23 protein-coding genes and 1 riboswitch are annotated in these 19,688 nt (G+C 40.7%); of the genes, 18 read left to right on the top strand and 5 right to left on the bottom strand.

Annotated features, from left to right (window positions below):
- Positions 1-114: 114 nt before the first annotated feature.
- On the bottom strand, positions 115-639 hold the full coding sequence (gene vrrA / locus MHH37_RS05905) for a VrrA/YqfQ family protein (RefSeq protein ID WP_087615298.1): 525 nt from the start codon (positions 637-639) through the stop codon (positions 115-117).
- 158 nt (positions 640-797) lie between these two features.
- On the opposite strand from vrrA, the gene MHH37_RS05910 reads away from it, so the two are divergent.
- The 4 genes from MHH37_RS05910 to MHH37_RS05925 all read left to right on the top strand — a co-directional run bounded on the left by MHH37_RS05910 (position 798) and on the right by MHH37_RS05925 (position 5,241).
- A complete protein-coding gene (locus MHH37_RS05910; protein ID WP_008408017.1) occupies positions 798-2,108 on the top strand; it encodes a DEAD/DEAH box helicase in 1,311 nt (436 codons plus the stop codon).
- 69 nt (positions 2,109-2,177) lie between these two features.
- On the top strand, positions 2,178-3,065 hold the full coding sequence (locus MHH37_RS05915) for a deoxyribonuclease IV (protein WP_008408018.1): 888 nt from the start codon (positions 2,178-2,180) through the stop codon (positions 3,063-3,065).
- A gap of 126 nt (positions 3,066-3,191) precedes the next feature.
- Positions 3,192-4,610 (top strand): D-alanyl-D-alanine carboxypeptidase/D-alanyl-D-alanine-endopeptidase, encoded by a 1,419-nt coding sequence (dacB, locus tag MHH37_RS05920; RefSeq protein WP_342575393.1) that lies wholly within the window; start codon positions 3,192-3,194, stop codon positions 4,608-4,610.
- 13 nt (positions 4,611-4,623) lie between these two features.
- The gene (locus MHH37_RS05925; RefSeq protein ID WP_342575394.1) at positions 4,624-5,241 is read left to right on the top strand and encodes a pyroglutamyl-peptidase I; all 618 of its coding nucleotides are present in this window, start codon (positions 4,624-4,626) and stop codon (positions 5,239-5,241) included.
- Positions 5,242-5,371: 130 nt separating this feature from the next.
- On the opposite strand, the gene MHH37_RS05930 is transcribed toward MHH37_RS05925, so the two are convergent.
- The gene (locus tag MHH37_RS05930; RefSeq protein ID WP_342575395.1) at positions 5,372-5,620 is read right to left on the bottom strand and encodes an isopropylmalate synthase; all 249 of its coding nucleotides are present in this window, start codon (positions 5,618-5,620) and stop codon (positions 5,372-5,374) included.
- Positions 5,621-5,901: 281 nt separating this feature from the next.
- Here MHH37_RS05930 and MHH37_RS05935 point away from each other — a divergent pair, with 281 nt between their 5' ends.
- The 12 genes from MHH37_RS05935 (at position 5,902) to MHH37_RS05990 (ending at position 14,672) form a co-directional block, all read left to right on the top strand.
- Positions 5,902-6,648, top strand: a complete 747-nt coding sequence (locus tag MHH37_RS05935) for a metal ABC transporter ATP-binding protein (protein ID WP_342575396.1) — start codon at positions 5,902-5,904, stop codon at positions 6,646-6,648.
- A gap of 15 nt (positions 6,649-6,663) precedes the next feature.
- Positions 6,664-7,530, top strand: a complete 867-nt coding sequence (locus tag MHH37_RS05940; protein WP_008408024.1) for a metal ABC transporter permease — start codon at positions 6,664-6,666, stop codon at positions 7,528-7,530.
- Positions 7,527-7,937 (top strand): Fur family transcriptional regulator, encoded by a 411-nt coding sequence (locus tag MHH37_RS05945; RefSeq protein WP_014824390.1) that lies wholly within the window; start codon positions 7,527-7,529, stop codon positions 7,935-7,937. The genes MHH37_RS05940 and MHH37_RS05945 overlap by 4 nt, the downstream gene beginning before the upstream one ends.
- A 51-nt stretch (positions 7,938-7,988) precedes the next feature.
- Positions 7,989-8,171, top strand: a riboswitch (cobalamin riboswitch).
- 159 nt (positions 8,172-8,330) lie between these two features.
- Positions 8,331-8,888, top strand: a complete 558-nt coding sequence (locus tag MHH37_RS05950; protein WP_342575398.1) for a hypothetical protein — start codon at positions 8,331-8,333, stop codon at positions 8,886-8,888.
- Positions 8,878-9,831 carry an ABC transporter substrate-binding protein gene (locus tag MHH37_RS05955; protein ID WP_340798098.1) on the top strand — a complete coding sequence of 318 codons (954 nt, stop codon included), beginning with the start codon at positions 8,878-8,880 and terminating at the stop codon, positions 9,829-9,831. Before MHH37_RS05950 ends, MHH37_RS05955 begins: the two co-directional genes overlap by 11 nt.
- 198 nt (positions 9,832-10,029) lie before the next feature.
- Complete coding sequence (locus tag MHH37_RS05960; RefSeq protein WP_342575399.1) at positions 10,030-10,572, top strand: bifunctional adenosylcobinamide kinase/adenosylcobinamide-phosphate guanylyltransferase; 543 nt, start codon at positions 10,030-10,032, stop codon at positions 10,570-10,572.
- Positions 10,573-10,584: 12 nt separating this feature from the next.
- Positions 10,585-11,358 (top strand): adenosylcobinamide-GDP ribazoletransferase, encoded by a 774-nt coding sequence (gene cobS / locus MHH37_RS05965; protein WP_342575400.1) that lies wholly within the window; start codon positions 10,585-10,587, stop codon positions 11,356-11,358.
- Positions 11,331-11,936: a histidine phosphatase family protein gene (locus MHH37_RS05970; protein ID WP_342575401.1), complete on the top strand. Its 606-nt coding sequence runs from the start codon at positions 11,331-11,333 to the stop codon at positions 11,934-11,936. The genes cobS and MHH37_RS05970 overlap by 28 nt, the downstream gene beginning before the upstream one ends.
- Positions 11,879-12,307, top strand: a complete 429-nt coding sequence (locus MHH37_RS05975; RefSeq protein ID WP_340798102.1) for a bifunctional adenosylcobinamide kinase/adenosylcobinamide-phosphate guanylyltransferase — start codon at positions 11,879-11,881, stop codon at positions 12,305-12,307. Before MHH37_RS05970 ends, MHH37_RS05975 begins: the two co-directional genes overlap by 58 nt.
- Complete coding sequence (locus MHH37_RS05980; protein ID WP_342575406.1) at positions 12,294-12,788, top strand: ECF transporter S component; 495 nt, start codon at positions 12,294-12,296, stop codon at positions 12,786-12,788. Before MHH37_RS05975 ends, MHH37_RS05980 begins: the two co-directional genes overlap by 14 nt.
- The gene (locus tag MHH37_RS05985) at positions 12,785-13,459 is read left to right on the top strand and encodes a hypothetical protein (protein ID WP_342575407.1); all 675 of its coding nucleotides are present in this window, start codon (positions 12,785-12,787) and stop codon (positions 13,457-13,459) included. The genes MHH37_RS05980 and MHH37_RS05985 overlap by 4 nt, the downstream gene beginning before the upstream one ends.
- Before the next feature lie 142 nt (positions 13,460-13,601).
- Positions 13,602-14,672, top strand: coding sequence for a branched-chain amino acid aminotransferase (locus MHH37_RS05990; protein ID WP_008408037.1), 1,071 nt, complete (start codon positions 13,602-13,604; stop codon positions 14,670-14,672).
- A gap of 59 nt (positions 14,673-14,731) precedes the next feature.
- Here MHH37_RS05990 and MHH37_RS05995 read toward each other — a convergent pair whose 3' ends face one another.
- The 3 genes from MHH37_RS05995 to MHH37_RS06005 all read right to left on the bottom strand — a co-directional run bounded on the left by MHH37_RS05995 (position 14,732) and on the right by MHH37_RS06005 (position 18,386).
- A complete protein-coding gene (locus MHH37_RS05995) occupies positions 14,732-16,270 on the bottom strand; it encodes a flotillin family protein (RefSeq protein ID WP_342575408.1) in 1,539 nt (512 codons plus the stop codon).
- 18 nt (positions 16,271-16,288) lie between these two features.
- A complete protein-coding gene (locus tag MHH37_RS06000; RefSeq protein ID WP_008408041.1) occupies positions 16,289-16,819 on the bottom strand; it encodes a hypothetical protein in 531 nt (176 codons plus the stop codon).
- Positions 16,820-16,943: 124 nt separating this feature from the next.
- Positions 16,944-18,386 carry a bifunctional UDP-sugar hydrolase/5'-nucleotidase gene (locus MHH37_RS06005; RefSeq protein ID WP_342575409.1) on the bottom strand — a complete coding sequence of 481 codons (1,443 nt, stop codon included), beginning with the start codon at positions 18,384-18,386 and terminating at the stop codon, positions 16,944-16,946.
- A gap of 120 nt (positions 18,387-18,506) precedes the next feature.
- Here MHH37_RS06005 and MHH37_RS06010 point away from each other — a divergent pair, with 120 nt between their 5' ends.
- Positions 18,507-18,839: a heme oxygenase gene (locus tag MHH37_RS06010; protein ID WP_008408043.1), complete on the top strand. Its 333-nt coding sequence runs from the start codon at positions 18,507-18,509 to the stop codon at positions 18,837-18,839.
- A gap of 120 nt (positions 18,840-18,959) precedes the next feature.
- Positions 18,960-19,661, top strand: a complete 702-nt coding sequence (locus tag MHH37_RS06015) for an O-linked GlcNAc transferase (RefSeq protein ID WP_342575410.1) — start codon at positions 18,960-18,962, stop codon at positions 19,659-19,661.
- Positions 19,662-19,688: the final 27 nt, after the last annotated feature.

The raw sequence follows: 19,688 nt of genomic DNA on the forward strand, positions 1-19,688 counted from the left end.
ATTGATTCAGTAAGTATACACGGTTAAAAATAGAAAGCTACTCCATTACGTATATGAGAGGACTCGTAATAGATACGAATCTGCACTCATTTACTTGGGGTAGCTTTTATTTTGTTATTCAAAAGGAGGCTGAAATATTTTCGGTAATGATGGTTTTGTCGTGATTTTCTCCTCAACTGGCTCCTGTTCTCGCCGGTTGCCTCGTGGATTTCCTCTTTCTCTCACTCTTTCTCTCTCTCTTGGCCGTTCCTGCGGCATTGAAACAGTAGAAGACTCCAGCGGGTCAGAAGTTTCTTTAAATCCTTTATATAAACGCCATAAAGCGGGCAGATTTTTAAACATTGGGGCTGCCTGCTGAATATATGGTGTGAACTTTTGGGCATTACTAAATAAAGAGTTTGCTCCTGATAAAAACCCTTCGAGCTTCGGTGCACCTGCTGCACCTTGCACAGCTGCCTGAGGTGGAATTGGCATTTGGTTCATAAATTGACCAGCTCCAGGAATAGCTCCTATTCCAGGAATCGGACCTCCTCCTGGACTCGGGCCTCGCATCATGTATGGTGCATACATTGGAAAACGTGGTGCAACCGGCATTTGATTCATCATTCCTTGAGGTGGAAAGTAATAAGGTGGGCGCATAATAAACTCCTTTCTAAAAATCGACATGATATTTCAATTTTCTTTCATAAATTCGTCCCAACAGTTTGACGTTGAAACTATTTACCGTTATGATATGCAGATGGTCACTTAAATGTACGAATTATGGTACACTAGGAAAGATGTAAGGAGGTACGTGAATGTCAAAATATACTGATTATCAATTCAAGCCATTTTTGCAGGACGCCATTGCAAAGCTTGGATTTACAGAGCCGACACCCATTCAAAAAGAAATGATTCCACTCGTATTAAAAGGTAAGAGTGCAATCGGACAAGCTCATACAGGAACAGGAAAAACACATAGTTTTTTATTGCCGATCGTAGAGCGTATTGTAGAAGAAAAACAAGAAGTACAGGCAGTTATCACGTCGCCGACACGAGAACTGGCACAACAAATTTTTGATGCGTTAAACCAGCTTGTTGAAGGAACGGAAATTTCAACAAAATTATTTATCGGCGGTACGGACAAACAACGTACAATCGACCGATTAAAAACACAGCCTCAAATCGTTGTAGGTACACCGGGTCGTATTAAAGATTTGGTGAAAGAAAATGCATTGCTTGTTCACACTGCGCCGATTTTAGTTGTCGATGAAGCAGATCTGGCATTTGACATGGGCTTCATTGAAGATATTGACGGCTTTGCGTCGCATATGCCTGAAAAGCTTGAAATGTTCGTGTTCTCAGCGACAATTCCAGAAAAATTAAAACCATTCTTAAAGAAATACATGGATTCACCGATCCATATTCATATGAATGATAAACGTCCGGTGGCGGAAGGCATTGACTTTGTATTAGTACCTGTACGTTCGAAGGCACGTAATACACGTTTACTTGAAGTAATTAAGGGAATCAATCCATTCCTTGCTGTTATTTTCTGTAACACACGTAAAAATGCAGAATCGGTAGCGAGCTTTTTAGCAGAACAAGGTATCCGTGCAGGACAAATCCACGGAGATTTAAGTCCGCGTGACCGTAAAAAAATGATGAAGCAAGTACGTGATCTTGAGTTCCAATATATCGTAGCAACAGATTTAGCTGCACGTGGTATTGATATTCAAGGGATTTCGCATGTTATCAACTATGAAATTCCGGAAGATCTTGAGTTCTTCATTCACCGTGTTGGTCGTACAGCACGTGCCGGCTCAAAAGGAACAGCGATTACGTTATTCCAGCCGGAAGATGAGGATGCAGTAGTACGCATCGAAAAAATGGGGATTCCATTTGTACAAAAAGATATTAAAAATGGCGAATGGTCTGACTTAAAAGACCGTCACCAGCGTGCAAGCCGTAAAGGTGAGCGTAAAGAAGATGAAATCGATGCAAAAGCCAAAGCCCTAGTACGTAAGCCGAAGAAAGTTAAACCAGGCTATAAACGTAATATGAAGTGGGAAATGGAAAAAGTGAAAAAACGCGAACGCCGTATTAAAGCGCGCCGCAACAATAACTAATTACACAAGGGGCTGCTTAGAATGATTTTTCTATGCAGCCTGTTTATTCGTTAAATGGAGGAAAGTAGAATGTTATTAGGTTCACATGTTTCGATGAGCGGAAAAAAAATGCTGCTAGGTGCCAGCGAAGAAGCATTAAGCTATGGTGCCAATACTTTTATGATCTATACAGGCGCACCTCAAAATACGCGCAGAAAGCCGATTGAAGAGCTGAATATTATGAAGGGCCTGCTCCATATGAAAGAGAACGGACTATCCAACATTGTTGTCCATGCACCGTATATTATCAATTTAGGGAATACGACAAAACCGGAAACTTTTGAGCTTGGCGTAAACTTTTTGCAGGAAGAAATTAAACGTACTGCTGCATTGGAAGCGACACAAATCGTACTGCATCCTGGTGCACATGTCGGTGCAGGTGTTGATGCGGGTATTGAACGGATTGTAGAAGGTTTAAATGAAGTGCTGACACAGGACTACCCAGTACAGATCGCATTGGAAACGATGGCGGGCAAAGGCACTGAAATCGGTCGTACATTTGAAGAATTGGCACGTATTATCGATGGTGTGACAAACAATGAGCGCTTGTCGATTTGTATGGACACATGCCATATTCATGACGCCGGCTACGACGTTACAGGTGACTTTGACGGAGTGTTAAATGAATTTGATAAAGTCATCGGGTTGGATCGTTTAAAAGTACTGCACATTAATGATTCGAAAAATGTGCGCGGTGCTGGAAAAGACCGTCATGAAAATATCGGTTTTGGTGAAATCGGTTTTGAGGCAATGCACTATATTGTTCATCATCCACAGTTAATGCATTTACCGAAAATACTGGAAACACCATTTGTCGGTCCGGATGCAAAAAACAAAAAAGCGCCATATTTACATGAAATTGCGATGCTTCGCAATAGTGAATTCCAGCCAGCATTAATTGATGCAATGCGCGAATAATAAGAATAAGAAAAACATACTTGGCACAAATTTGATGCAAAGTATGTTTTTTTGCGTTTTTTATGACATAATTTGTTATAATGAGTTAACTGTAAATTAGCAATATTCAAAAGGAGGTATCAGTTGATGAAAAAAATATTTCAGCTCGTCATTTTGTTAGCGTTATTCTTTTCATTGCCTATTCAAAGTTTCGCATCGATCAATGGTGTGGTTACAACACATTTAGGGAAAAGTAATGCAGCAGTGACGATTCGTGACGCAGAGAGCGGGAAAATCGTCTATTCCCAAAACGGGGACAAACTGATGCGACCGGCTTCCAATATGAAATTAGTTTCGGGTGCTGCCGCATTGTCGATTTTAGGCGAGGACTATCGTTTTAAAACAAATTTATATATCGATGGAATTATTGTCAACGATACATTAAATGGAAATGTTTACATAAAAGGCAGTGGCGATCCGACATTAAAAAAAGATGACTTTTTAGAGTTTGCAAAAGAATTGAAGCGCATTGGCATTCGTACAATCAATGGTCATTTAATCGGTGATGATACAGCATTTTCCGGCAGTACATTGCCACCGGGTGTTCTAAAGTCGGATGAGACGTATTACTTCGGTGCGCGTACTTCTGCGATTACGATGTCACAAAACAATGACTTTGATGCGAGTACAGTCATTATTACTGCAAAGCCTGGTAAAGTTGGAGCAAAACCGAGCTATTCGATTGAACCGAATTTAAGCGGTATGGTCATTTCCAACCAAGCAAAAACAGTTAGTAAAGGAAGTCGTAATACAATCACAATCAAGCGTGCCTACAATACAAACCGTATTATCATTTCCGGAAACCTGCCACAAGTGAGCAGTAAGAAGGAATGGGTAACATTGCAGGACCCGTCGAAAAACACAATGCAGGCAATTAAGCAGACGCTGCAAGGGACAGGTTTAAAATTTGTGAAGAGTTCGAAAGTGGAATTAGGAAAAGTTCCGCAAAAGGCAACATTGCTTTACACGAATGAATCACGCACGTTGGCAGCCATTTTCCCGGCATTTATGAAACTGAGCAACAACAGTATTGCCGATATTCTTGTAAAGGCAATGGGTAAGCAGCAGCTAGGTGAAGGCAGTACGAACAAAGGTGCCACGTTACTGAAAAAATACAGTGCTTCATTGGATATTCCTGTGAACAACTGGCGTTTTGCAGATGGTTCTGGATTGTCCAATTCAAACCGTGTAACGTCAAACGGACTTTCGCAGTTATTGTACAAAGTTCAAAAAGAATCTTATTTCGGTACATTTTTTGATTCGTTGCCAGTCGCCGGCAATAAAGATCGCATGGTCGGCGGTACATTAAAAAGCCGTTTAACAAACAGTGCTTTGCAAAATAGAATTTATGCAAAAACAGGCTATATCCCGAATGTATATACATTATCAGGTTATATGAAAGGCCAAAGCGGAAAACAATATATCTTCTCGATCCTATTGGAGAACAAATCAAGTGGAAATGTATATATTGACCGTACAATGGCAGCGCTTGTAAAAAACTTATAGAGGGGCAAGACAGATGGAGAAATTACTTTTAACAGGATTTGAACCGTTTTTATCAAATCCGATCAACCCTACAATGGAAGTGGTACAGGCACTGAACGGAAAATCAATCGGTCAGTATGAAATTGTTGGCCATGTATTGTCTGTCGATTTTGCAAAAGCACCGGAACAGTTTTTGGCACTGGTCGAAGAAGTAAAGCCGACGATTATCGTTTCATTAGGCTTAGCGGCGGGCATTACGAAAATTTCTCCGGAACGTGTTGCATTGAATGTAAAAGATGGGGAAAAGGACAATGCAGGGAATGCATTTGAGGATGCACCGATCAAAGAAGATGGGGATGTTGCGTATTTGTCGACATTGCCGATCCGTAAAATTGTCAACCGTTTAAATTCTGCAGGTTATCCGACAGCAATATCCAATTCTGCCGGAACATATTTATGTAATAATATTATGTATGAAGGTTTGTACTACGCTGCAAAGAATGAAGCAATCCGAGCTGCAGGATTTATTCATATACCTGCATCATTCGAGCTGGCGATCGAGCACGGCCGGATTCCGGGCTGGTCAATACGTGATTTAACAGCGGCCATTGAACTGGTACTCGATGTATGTGCAGGTAAGAATGCTGGATAAGGCATTGAAAGTAATGGGAAAATAATAAGACAAAAAAATCAGCCGTGTTGCGGCTGATTTTTGTTTTTAAAAGATTGGAAAATAATTTACGGAGCATTACAAAAAAATGTGTTCTGAAAAACCGTCTAAATTACAAACCGACTAACTTCATTAATTTTTTATAACGTCTATCCCCAAGCAGCTTCTGAATTTTTTTTAAAACTTCTTTTGGAACGCCGGTAAGAGCCCAGCTGATATTGGCATGCTTCAGAATTTTTTGCAGCTTTTGAACTTCTTCTATGCTCAATTCAAGTCCCTGCTGTTTGGCGAAATCCTGCAGTTGCCTGTCATTCATTCCTTTTAAGTTATCAAGCCATTGTAGCATTTGAATTGTCTTCATCCTTTCAAGTTTATCCCGCATTAACAGGTAATAATTTATCTGCCTTGAAAGCGTAGCGGCAGAGCCAAGACTCCCGCCTCTAAACCTAATCAGATCGAAAAGGATAGGCGGGAGGTCAACTACCCGTAAAAGCCCGATTGGTTAAACTAACTTTCAGTGGGGGATGAAAAAAATCCCCACTGATTGAAGTTCAACCTTAATCCCTTTACATAAACAAAAAACTGCATTATACTAACTTGATGTAAATCGTAATGATTTTGAATTAGAAAGAAGCGAACGAAATGAAAAAACCATTGATAGAATTGAAGGATGTTTCCTTTCAATATGAATACACACAAGCATTGAAAAATATTTCACTACGTGTCAATGAAGGCGATTTTTTAGCATTAATTGGGCAAAACGGCTCTGGTAAATCGACACTTTTGAAATTAATTTTAGGACTGTTAAAGCCTATGTCAGGGGAAATTAAATTATTTGGCGAACAAGCAAGCCATTTTAAACACCGCGAATGGATTGGCTATGTTTCTCAAAAATCCAATGCCTTTAACTCGGGGTTTCCTGCAACGGTCGAAGAAGTCGTGAAAAGTGGTTTATCGCAAAAGGTAGGGCTGTTTAAACGCTATCCAAAAGATGCGGATATTTTAGTGAAAAGTGCTTTAAAAGATGTCGGCATGGAGAAATTTCTAAAACGGAATATTGGACAGCTTTCCGGCGGGCAGCAGCAGCGTGTGTTCATTGCACGTGCTTTAGTATCCGATCCGAAGCTTCTTATTTTGGATGAACCGACAGTCGGAATTGACCGAGAAAATGTGCAGGCATTCTATGATATGCTCGCACATTTAAATAAGCATCACAATATGACAATGATTTTAGTTACACATGATGTGGACACGGTTTCGGATCGTGTCAGTCATGTAGCGTGCTTAAATCAGTCGATTCATTTCCACGGGTACAAAAATGATTTTGATACGATTTCGGAAGAACAGATTGCTAGCTGGAACGGCCACTCTGTTCGAAAGATTCACTAAGAGGAGCAGGCCGTTATGATAGAAGCTATATTAAACTATGAATTTTTGCAAAATGCCTTTTTCTCAGGGCTTGTTATTGGAGTAATTGCACCATTGCTTGGTGTATTTATCGTAGTAAGACGTTTATCGCTAATTGCGGATGCACTGTCGCATGTAACACTGGCGGGGATTGCCGGGAGCCTGTACTTGAGCCAATCGTTTGCAGCGCTGGCTTTGCTGAACCCGATTTATTTAGGGATTATCGCATCTGTAAGTGGTTCGATCTTAATTGAACGATTACGCCGACTATATAAACATTATGAAGAACTTGCGATACCAATTATTATGTCGGGCGGAATCGGTGTAAGTGCCATTTTAATATCACTTGCAAGCGGATTTAATACCGATTTAATGAGCTATTTATTTGGCTCTGTATCGGCTGTATCACGTCAGGATCTATATGTTGTGCTGGCAATTGCAGTCGTAGTTGTATTATTTTTAGTTTTATTTTTTAAAGAGCTTTTCGTATTGTCATTCGATGAGGAATATGCGAAAGCGAGCGGTTTACCTGCGAAATGGATTCATTTATTGTTCATGATCGTTGTCGCACTCGTTATCGCAGCAAGTATGCGTATTGTCGGGATTTTGCTTGTTTCAAGCTTAATGACATTGCCGGTAGCTGCAGCGATGCGTTTAGCTCGCGGTTTTAAAGAGGCGATTATTTTAGCGATTGTATTTGGAGAGCTGGCAGTAGTAATCGGACTCATTTCTGCATTTTACCTGAACTTGGCACCGGGTGGAACAATTGTTGTCACATCTATTTTGATCTTGCTATTAGTAATTTTAATCAAAAAGCTTGTTTTGAAATTCACAATTAAATCGGAAGGGGAAGAGATACTGTGAATGCAGCGCGCGCGTGGGAAATATTAAAGGATAATGGCTATAAAAAGACGGATAAACGAGAGTTGATTTTGGGTATGTTTGCGGCTACAGACAAATATTTGACTGCCCGTGATTTGTTATCAGTATTGAAAAAAGATTTCCCTGGGATGAGTTTCGATACAATTTACCGTAACCTCGCTACTTTCGTGGAGCTTGATATTCTAGAAGAAACAGAATTAAACGGTGAGCGTAACTTCCGTATGCATTGTGAGTCGGATCATCATCACCACCATTTTATTTGCCGTGATTGCGGGAATGTAAAGGAACTGTCTGTTTGCCCGATGGAAATGCTCGGTGAAAAGCTGCCGGGTTATGCTGTAGAAGCACACAAATTTGAGATTTATGGCAAATGTCCGGATTGTTTGTAAATTTCCATTGCATATTTCTGTTAATATGCTAAAGTGATTAAGACAAATTGAATAAATTTGCAGGAAAAAGATGCATTATGCATAAATGGGAATTCGGTGTAAATCCGAAGCTATTTCCGTAACTGTAAGCGTTGATGAAAATAAGTGTGAGACCACTGCTAATATAGCGGGAAGGTACTTATGAGTAAAGTGAAACGCAGAGCCAGGAGACCAATCTTTTTCTTATCGTAACATCCCTCTTCGGAATTAAAGAGAATGTACGGCAGTCACTGATCGAATGAGCATCCTCTTGCAGCACTCTTTTTTGATTTTTGAAGCCATCCATTTTCTTGGGTGGCTTTTTTTCGTACACTCGTAATTTCGTGAGGCACTACTAGAAGTGAGGAGAATTTTATGAAAAAGGATATCCGTTTTTCCTGTTATCCGTTTATGCGGGAAAAATCAAGCTGCGTCGACTATGAAATCCGCACCGATTCTTTAACAACGCGAATCGGTACAGTCTTTCCGACGTTAGTTGATGATGCTTCCGGTCACCCCGTTTTGGAAGATTTGAGGAGAATCCAACCGTTAGCTTATCATGCCAATGGTTCGGTACGCGGTAAATTAGCCATTACATTTGAGGATTTGCAATGGCTAAGCGATCGATACGATTTTTATGTAAGTGAAGTTGGAGAAGCGATTCAGCAGTTTGTACTGCCACAAGGAATCGAAAGTGCAGCAAGACTGCATATTTGCCGCAGTGAGGCGAAAAAGTCTTACAGGGCATTACATAAAGTGAGCGAGGAAAGAGAAGTGGATGAAATTTTGTTTGATTTTCTCGGGCTGCTTGCCAATGTGTTTTTTGTCATGGCGGTCTATATGAATCAGCAGCATCAACAAGAGGAAATTCCATTTATCTCAAAATCTTATCCGACGAAAAAGAAAAAAGGGGTTACAACAAATGAAATTTAAGAACAAATGGATCGTTGCTTTAGCGGCAACATTCTTATTAGCAGCATGCGGATCAAATGATGAAAAGTCAGAAAATGATGTGAAAAAAGAAGAGCAGGCCGGTTCGAAAAGTGAAGGTGCACCGTATACAGTTGTTGATGATCGTGGTGTTGAAGTAACATTCGATGAAGTACCGGAAACGATTATTTCCCTGCAGCCTAGCAATACAGAAATTTTGTTTGAGCTGGGTGTCGGTGAACAAATTATCGGGGCAACAGAATATGATACATATCCGGAAGCCGCACAAAAAATTGAACGTGTGTCGACTTCTACTGTCATCAATGCAGAGCGAATTCTGGAATTGGATCCGGATGTCGTTGTTGCCTATACAATTGGGGAGGAAGCACAAATTGCCCAATTGGAAGATGCAGGTTTGAAAGTGTTTGTAATTGCTTCGGCTGCGACATTTGATGATGTTTATACGGATATTATCCAACTGTCCGAAGTAATGGATGTAAAAGAAAAAGGCGAAGAAATTGTAGCCGACATTAAAGCACAAATCGAAACAGTACAAGAAAAAACAGCGACAATTGATACGAAGAAAAAAGCATATTATGAAGTTTCGCCAGCTCCGGATCTTTGGACTACCGGCAGCAGTACGTTCCAGCAGGAAATAATGGATCACGCCAATGTTGAAAATATTTTTGCTGATCAGACGAGCTGGATTAGTGTGACGGAAGAAGATGTCATTACTCGTAATCCTGAAATTATTATTACACCGGCAACCTATATGGAAAATGCAGTTGATGAGATTCTAGGACGCACAGGTTGGGATAAAATACAGGCAGTTTCAGAAAAGGCAGTCTATCTAGTCGATGGAGATATTATGTCCCGTCCTGGACCGCGTATTGGTGAAGCCGTTGAAATTATGGCACAATCAGTATACCCGGAGCTATTTAAATAAGTATAGAATAAAAGGACATGCCTAAGTTTAGGCATGTCTTTTTCAATTAACTTCATTCAGCGGATATCGCTGAATGAAATTAATTGGCTTCCGGCGGATGTCACGACTTCGGCGATGAATTCTTTGCGCTTCAGCGCAAAGCCGTATACGGACGCAATTACGCCGAGGCGTAATTGATAAAAATAAGGGGGGATACGATTGATTTTTATAACCGGTGGTGTGCGCAGCGGCAAAAGTGCTTTTGCAGAAAAATTTGCTAGGCAGTTAGGTGAAGAAAAGACGCTCTACTATGTCGCGACAGGTGTATCCTTTGATGAGGAAATGGAAAAACGAATTATCCGCCATCAGCAAGACCGCGAAAATCAGAACGCCCATTGGAGCACAGTGGAAATGCAAGTACAGATTCCTTTTACGATCGAGCAGCTTTCAAATAATGATGTTGTGCTTTTTGAATGTGTGACAACATGGCTTTCGAATGTACTGTATACATATGAACAAAAAAATGAAAATAGCGAGTACATCGATAATTGTATCGAATCACTGCAAAAGCAATTGCTAACATGGCGGAAGCAAGGTGCTACAATAATAGTTGTATCAAATGAAGTGCTGGATGAACTGCCATCACAGTATGATGAGGTAAATTTGTATCGCAAATTGTTAGGTGAGCTTCATCAATGGATTGTCCAAAATAGTGATGAAGCATATGAAGTACAATTTCAGCTTGTACAGCGTTGGAAGTAAGGAGGAACCAAGTTGAAAAATAGTTTGAGCGGTTTTTTGTTAGCTTGGCAATTTTTTTCGGCAGTGCCGATAAAAAAACAGCTGGATATGAATGCCAAGTCTGTTACATGGATGTATGGATTTTTACCGATTGTCGGTTTACTTATCGGGTCCATCATTAGTAGTGGTGTATTTATACTATCTCGCTATAGTGAGGTTTCAGAGTTGCTGTTGGCGATTTTGATTGTGATCGGATTAATCGTTCTGACAGGTGGACTGCATTTAGACGGCTGGATCGATATGAGCGATGCGTTCTTTTCCTATGGAGAAAAGGAGAAACGGCTGGAGATATTAGATGATCCGCGAACAGGCGCATTTGGGGTAATTAGTGTTTTTGGTTTACTTGTATTAAAAATCGGCGTTATTTATGAAATGTTGACGTATGGGCAATTGGCGATTGTGCCCTATTTAATCTTTATTCCTTTTATAGCGCGAATGGGGATGCTGCTCTATTTTGTAACGATGCAGCCGGCAAAAGAAAAGGGACTCGCTGCTTATTTTAAAGGGATTGTCATTCGAAATAAGCTTGTTTTTTTAATCGTTTTTCAAAGTATTCTAGCATTTGTAAGCTGGTTTTACATTGGCGCATTCAGCTTATTTATTTTAGTTGTCGTGATGATGGTCGTCGTTGTTTTTTACCGGAATTGGTCAAGGAAACATTTCGGCGGTGTAACAGGCGATTTGCTCGGTGCGCTCGGTGAAGGATTGGAGGTTGTCCTATGGCTCTCGATATTACTGTGCATTTAATCAGGCACGAAAAAACGAAAGCAAATACAGAACGGAAATATATTGGCTGGACAGATGAGCCGATCCTGAAAAAAGTGGAAGCCAAGATCGATCTACAGCCAGGTATCGTTTATGGGAGCGATTTAAGGAGATGCCGTGAAACTTCACAATGTTATTTTCCGAATGCCGAATTTATCGCTTCCCGAAATTTGCGTGAGCTGCATTTTGGGGACTTTGAAATGTGTACATATGAACAATTGCAGCATAAAGGAATATACCGGGCTTGGATTGATGACCCGACTAATCATCCGATCCCAAACGGGGAAACCTTTTTCCAGTTCAAGCAGCGTGTATTGAAAGGCTTTCGTGAAATTGTAAATGAAAAGAAAGAATATACGCTGATCGTACACGGAGGAGTGATTCGGTTATTACTTGCCGTTTACGGAGTGAAAGCGCAATCCTTTCAGCAAACAGTGGCCAATCATCGAACGATTTACACACTTGGCTGGAATACAATAGAGGAACTCATAGGAGGTGCGAGATGTACGTTATACTCGGAGGCGCACATAACGGTAAACGAAAATATGCAGAAAAAGTGATCGCGCAGTTACCGGCAAAAGAACTGATTATTTATGAAGGATACTTACCACAACCGGAAGAAATAAAAGAAAACGAGCGTTACATAATAAGCAATTTTGAACAGATGATTTTACCGTATCTTCATGAATCCGAAGAAAAGGTGGCACAGCAAATTTTCGGACAGCTTATGCAAATTGCTGAACAGGCTGAACTGATCTGTATTTGTACAGATACGAGCCGCGGTGTTGTCCCGCTTGAAAAAGAAGCACGGCAATTAAGAGATACTTGCGGCCGGTTATACCAGAAGCTTTGCAATGAAGCACAGACGGTCATTCGTGTATGGTACGGCATACCACAAATTTTAAAAGGAGATTCTCATGAACAAAACTAAATTACGTTTAATTATTTTAACAGCATTAATTGCGGCTATTTGTGTGATTGGTAGTTTTATTAAAGTGCCGGTAGGGGTCGTGGCAACAGCTGCACTCGATTCTGCTCCTGCTTTAATTAGTGCAATCTTTCTACCGCCAGTCTTTGCAGGCGCGGCAGGAGCACTCGGGCATGTCGCGACAGGATTCACATCCGGTTTCCCGCTAGGCATTTTACATCTTTTAATTGCGGCGGAAATGTTTGTCATTGTTGCGATCTTTGCAGTTATGCATCAAAAAGGCCTTCAAATTTTAAAATGGATATTTGTCATTATCGCAAATGGTATTATTGCACCGATTCCATTTTATTTTCTTATTTCTCCGGCATTTTACATCGGCTCGATTGCCTCATTAACAATTGCGACAGCTGTAAACTGCCTGATCGCAATACTTGTCATGCCTGTATTGAAAACAGTCGTACAGCGAGTAGGGGTTAATGTATGAGAAACTCGATAGAAGTGAACGGGTTAGTCGTTTCGATTGATAATTCGGGTTGTATCGGCACAAAAGAGCACGATATTGTACATGTACCAAATGAAGTGACCGCCTATTTTACAGCACGTACTGCTATTTTAGAGCAGCTTTGCGGGGGTGCCATCCCGGTTCAATTATTAATGGCCAATTTCTCGGGCGATGATGTATGGTCAGAGTACGAGCAAGGGTTTAAAAGAGCATTTTCGGAAATGGGGCTGGAAATGCCTCCTTTAATGGGTTCGAGTGAAACGAATTTTCAGTCGCTTCAGTCGGCGGTCTCTCTTACGATGCTTGGAAAAAAACAATTCGAACGGAATACTGATCGTTGTGAGTTTTATGTTATCGGCGAACCGCTTGTCGGAAACGATGTGATAGAAAATCCACATAAAATTGCACAGTTAAATGAGGTGTATGAAGGACTGATCAATGGCTTCATCCAAGCAATATGGCCAACAGGTTCTAAGGGGGTTGGGGCAGAAATTACACGTTTTACCGGAGAGTGTTATACAGCCGATGTCAAATTAACCGATTCTGCAGGTCCGTCATGTGCGGTTTTGGCTGCTGTGAAAAAGGAACATGAAGAAACGTTCTTACATAGCATGACAGCACCTGTTAATAAACTTATAAAAGTAAAAGAGTGATTGGGTAAAAATTTGCTCGAAAACTAATGAAACTGCTAGAATAAAATATTTTTTGACGGAAATTAAAAAATACTAAATTTTCTAAAAATAACATGGTATGATATAGTGTATCAACTTAAAATTAGTTAAGGAGCATGAGATTATGACAACATACCAAATTACAACTGAGTTATCAACAAATAGAAAACAAAAAACACCTGCAGAACAGCTTGGTTTTGGTAAGATTTTTACTGACCATATGTTTGTTATGGATTATGAAGATGGAAAAGGATGGCATAATGCGACGATTACACCATATGCTCCGATTACATTAAGTCCTGCTGCGATGGTATTCCACTATGGACAAGCGGTATTTGAAGGTTTAAAAGCATATATGACAGAAGATGGTGAAGTCCAGCTATTCCGCCCGGACCGTAACTTCCAGCGATTAAATTCTTCCAATGCACGCCTTTGCATTCCGCCGATTGATGAGGATTTTGCATTAGAAGCATTAAAAGAATTACTTCGAGTAGATCGCGAGTGGGTTCCGACAGCTCCAGGTACATCACTTTATATTCGACCATTTATTATTGCGACAGAGAGCTATTTAGGTGTAAATCCTGCGAAAAGCTATAAATTTATGATTATTATGTCACCGGTTGGCTCTTATTATAAAGAAGGCATTAACCCGGTTAAAATTTTAGTAGAACAGCAATATGTTCGTGCCGTAGTTGGCGGTACAGGTGAAGCGAAAACAGCCGGCAACTATGCGTCGAGCTTAAAAGGATCGGAAATTGCTGCGCAACAAGGCTATTCTCAAACATTATGGCTGGACGGGAAAGAAAATAAATACGTGGAAGAAGTCGGAAGTATGAACATCTTCTTTAAAATTTCAGGAAAAGTAATTACGCCTGCATTAAACGGCAGTATTTTACCAGGGATTACACGCGATTCGATGATTGAAGTATTAAAATCAAAAAATATCCCGATTGAAGAGCGAGCAATTGCCTTTGAAGAAGTTGTAGAAGCTGCTAAAAACGGCACACTGGAAGAGGCGTTCGGTACAGGAACTGCCGCTGTAATTTCGCCGGTAGGGGAGCTGAAATGGCTGGATGATGTCATTTCTGTCAACAATGGCCAAATCGGTGAAGTAACACAAATGCTTTACGATACATTAACAGGCATCCAATACGGTAAAGTTGCAGATACATTTGGCTGGACGGTTAAAATTTAATAAAAAGAAAATACAGCATTTTCCGTTATGGAAGAATGCTGTATTTTTTATTGAACAACTTATTTTTCAAGTATTTCTTCTACTCGTGAGAAGTCTTCGCGAGGAATTATTGCCGATTTTTCAAACGCATTTTTTCCGACATATGTTTCGATTAGTTCTTTTACATCAATACCGGAAGATGCTTTTAATGTTTCCTGCAAGCCAGCCATTAAATCCGTCGCATAGCCCGTCACTTTACCAGCGCCGCCGTTTGCACCGCCTCCTGTATCCACAACTGTAATCTTGTCGATATTCGAAAGTGGACTAGCAACTTGTTTTGCGTATTCCGGTAACATTTTAACAATCATATCAAGGACAGCTGCCTGACCGTACTGTTCAAACGCTTCCGCAATTTTCTCTTTCGCTTCCGCTTCCGCAAGACCGCGTAGACGGATAATTTCTGCTTCAGCCGTACCTTGTGCACGCTCTGCATCTGCTTTCGCAAGACCATCTAAACGAATGCGCTCTGCTTCAGCTTGTGCCTGTGCTTCAATACGGTATTTCTCCGCATCTGCCTGCGCAAGCTCTTTACGTTTTTGTGCTTCGGCATTTTGTTCGATCGCATAACGATCAGCATCTGCCTTTTTCTTCACTTCTGAATCGTATTGCTTTTCACGACGCAGAATTTCTTTTTCTTCTAATTCGATTTGCTTTTGACGCTCAATAATTCGTACTTGCATTTCCTGTTCCGTTACTTCCTGTTTAGCACGTGCAGATTCCAATTCGTACGCCTGATCGGCACGGGCTTTTGCAATGTCCTGCTCGCGGCGGTATTCTGCCACTTTTAACTGATTATTTTTCTCGGCTTCTGCAATCTCAGTAGCGCGCTCTAATTCGGCCTGTTGCGCTTCCTGAGCTGCTTGAGCACGTTTAATACGTGTTTCTTTATCTGCTTCCGCTGTTGCGATATCAGCATCACGCTTCACTTGAGCGATTCGCGGTTTACCAAGTGAATCCAGGTAACCATTTTTATCGCGCACATCTTTAATTGTAAATGATACAATGATCAAGCCCATTTTCGCTAAATCCTGAGATGCGACACGTTGTACTTCCTGCGAGAATTTATCACGGTTTTTATAGATTTCTTCTACCGTCATCGAACCTAAAATCGAACGTAAGTGACCTTCCAGTACTTCGCGTGCTTCACTTTCGCGTTCCTGTTTATCTTTTCCTAAAAATTGCTCGGCCGCTGTTGCAATTTCCGAAATTGAGCCACCGATTTTAATGATTGCTGTCCCATCTGCCATTACAGGAACGCCTTGCTCTGTATAAACTTCCGGAGTCGTTACTTCTAATTTACTTGAAAGTAGACTTAATGGTTTTGCCTGCTGGAAAACCGGGAATACAAATGTACCACCACCGCGGATAATTTTAATACGATTTCCTGAATCGTCGGTATGTACATTTTTGCTGCCTAAATAACTACCTGTTACGATTAATGCTTCATCCGGACCAGCTGTGCGATATTTCATAATATAGACGGCTACAAGAGCGACAATTAGAAATACGACTACCCCAACTGCTATTAAAATTCCAGATATACCTGCTAAACCTGACATAAAAATTCCTCCCTGTTTCTAAAAATGAATTTCTTCTTTCTCATAAATCGCGACCATTGCTGTACCATCACGCATCTCAATAATTAAAACCTGTGTGTCATACGGTATCTCTACTTGATGATAACTTGCTGCACGCTTTGATATAATGCCGTTTGCCGTTTCAATCACCATTTCCCCAAAACCATCAAGAGGAACGGGAACAATCACTTTTCCTGTCTGACCTTCAAGCGATTCATCTGTATAGGCAAGGGACACTTCCGCTGAACGTAAAGGAACGAGCAGGAAAAAATAGAGAAGCGCTGTCAATAAACTTGCAATTAAAAGAGCAATGATGAATATGATGAAACTTGTTAATCCTGTAAACTGTTCCAGCAAGTAACCCGCAGCCGAAGTGAATGTAATAAACGATAGGATTACAGCCGGGTCAAAAAATGGCGTTCCATCGATGGACACATCTGCAATATCTGCAAAAAATAAGTAAAGAATAGTGCAACACCCAATAACGATTAAGATGAATAAATAAATGGTTTCAATGGAATAACCAAACAAGTTGCCACCTCCTTCATGCTATTTATATAAATTTACGGATGAATTGGGAAAAAGTTTCAATTTTTTCGAAAAATAAAAAATGTATGCCAATTTAAGTGATTGACATACATAATGCGCAGATAATTTACTTCATTTGGAACTCATTTTTAATCTGAATCGTTAGCGGACTGGTTTGTTCTATGTAATCCATCATTAAATCGGGAATGAATTTATCCGCTTCTCGAATAGGCTGTTTTTGAAACATCGGCAACTGGTGCGCCCCTGTAGCACGGTAACTATTGACGGCAACTTCAAAGATCTCATTATCCTGAATGGGATTTCCTTCAAAAGTCAGCTTTGTGACGCGTTGACCTGTTTGTTGGCGTAAATCAATTGTATAATCAATGCCGCCCCACAGATCGTAAATATACGGCTGAGGCTCCGGATAGTACACAGCCATACTAAAATCGATTTCCCCTTGATCATTTAGCGCAAAGACAGCAGCATTTTGTTCAATCGCCCGGCGGATTTCAGCGCCTGTCATTTGGATGACGAGCAGTCGGTTTGCCCGGGGGAGATTATGTAAAACATCTTCACGGGTTATTCTTTGAGGAAAGCCCCCTTGGGAATGGTAGGGCAGTTCAATAACAGAAATTTGGGCACCGGTGTAATGAAGCTGCATATTATGTAGCGTTTGTGTATATGCGGTCATTTTTGTGCGGGGAGTAAAAAAGTCTGCATAGGTAAGCGCTCTATCCGCTGTTCCGATCGGTTGCTTTTTCCAGGCATCAAATTGGGGAAAAGACTGTATTTTTAATGTGGAATCAACTTGGACGATAGATGGTTCAAAGGAAAATGTACCATGTTCAATAGTGACATCGATTTGCGCAAAGCAATGTGCATTTGCTCCCGGCTGTACGACTGTGACACCGTTTGCCACTGTGGCAATTTCCAAATGCTGATGTCCTGTAATGAATAGATCAATGCCTTCTATTTCTTGAAGCATACGATAGCCTTCATTTTCGCCTTGTTCCAGATCTATTAGGTGACCGCTATGAAGATCACGTTCAAAACCGCCGTGATAGCTTAAAATGACAAGCTGTGCCTGTTCAATTTCGCGGACGTGCTTAACGGTTTTTATCGCACATTCAAATGCGTTTTCAAAATGCAGATGCTTTGTCGATTCACATTCATCCCAGTTTTTTGTGAAATGAGTTGTGATCCCTATGACAGCAATACGTAGTCCGTTTATTTCCTTAATAACATACGGTTGAGCAAACCCCGGGATATTTGCGGCAATCCAAGGAAAACTGCATGCATCACGGATCGATTGTATTTTTTCGGAAGAATAGTTGAATTCATGATTCCCGAAAACTGCGACATCATAGCCGAGTTTGTTCGCAAGTTCGATTTGCGGGTGCTGTTTTTCGACAATATAATCATAATAATAGCTTAAATGACTGCCCTGCAAAAAATCGCCATTATCGATTAACAGCGCGGGCTGTCTAGCAGCAATCATTTGCGCAAGCTGTGAAAAACGTTCTGTATGTCCATGAATATCGCTCGTCGCAATAATAGTAAATTTCATTGAGATAACTTCCTTAATATTTGATTTCCCTTATTATAGCGTGAATTATTGCGCAACAGTTCTGAAAGTGCTTAAATAAATATATAAGTAGTTAACGCTAAATTATAGGAGTTGGTAATCATGATTACAGTAACAAACCGTATCCAAGTAAAAAAAGGTTTTGCCGAAAAAATGGCCCCACAATTTGTACAACCAGGTCCATTACAGGAATTTGAAGGTTTCCAAAAAGTAGAAGTATTAGTTTCAACGCAATTTGAAGAATATGATGAAATGAGCGTTGTTATGTACTGGGATTCAAAAGAAAACTTTGCTGTATGGCGTGAAAGTGATGCATTCAAACAATCTCATAAACGTCCATCTGAAGGTGAAGGCGGCGGCCACCACCAAGGTGAGTCACCAATGCTAGGTTCACAAATCGTGATTGCCGAAGTAGCAGGCACAATCTCAAAATAGTTCAAAGGGGTGTCCTAATGTTTTCGTTAGGACACCTTTATTACTATACATACTTTTGAATGAAATACATATTATCGATGCATTCACAAATAGTGAATGAAAAACAGAAGGGTGTTTTAAATGTCGAACATGGAGCAGTATTTTTATGACGGGCAGTTTTTGAAATGCTATGAAGAAGCGAAACGCCAATCACACAGCGGCGAAAATGAACAGGCAACTCAATTTTTAAAAGTCTTCGAAAAATACGAGTATGAAAAATTTCCGAAACCGACCGTACAGATTTCGCAAAGTGTCGAACGTGCGAATGAAAGCTATCCTGAAAATGATGAGCTTGAGCAATTGCGGGCAATCAAGGATGAACAGCAGTTTTCAGCAAAAGTCAAACAGCTTGAAGATGATGCACGAACAGCCGATGCGGAACGGAAAGCGCAGTCGTTTTATGTACAGGGGCATCTTTTTTTAATGGCGCACCATTATGATGAAAGTGTGCACTGCTTTATGGAAGCGGTGAAGCATCATCCGAACAAGGCGTTGTATTACGGGATAGCTGGACAGACGATGAACCGTTTTAACTGGTCGCCGTTTGATGTGATGGTCTATATTGAGCGGGCAATCGAACTGGACCCGGAAAATGCAAGATGGTACTGGAATAAGGCGCTCGTGTTAACACAGCTTTATAAAGATTTGAATGCCGAACCGTTTTTGGAAAATGCTTTGATGGCCATTGAAAAGGCAATTGAGACATGCCGCGAAGATCAAACATCGCTGCGTTCAGGCATCGACACAACATTGGAAAATTTGAAAGAATATCTTTTCAATTAAACAAGGACCGGCAGATGGAGGAAAAAG

The organism is Solibacillus sp. FSL K6-1781 (assembly GCF_038630735.1).
GTDB lineage: Bacteria > Bacillota > Bacilli > Bacillales_A > Planococcaceae > Solibacillus > Solibacillus silvestris.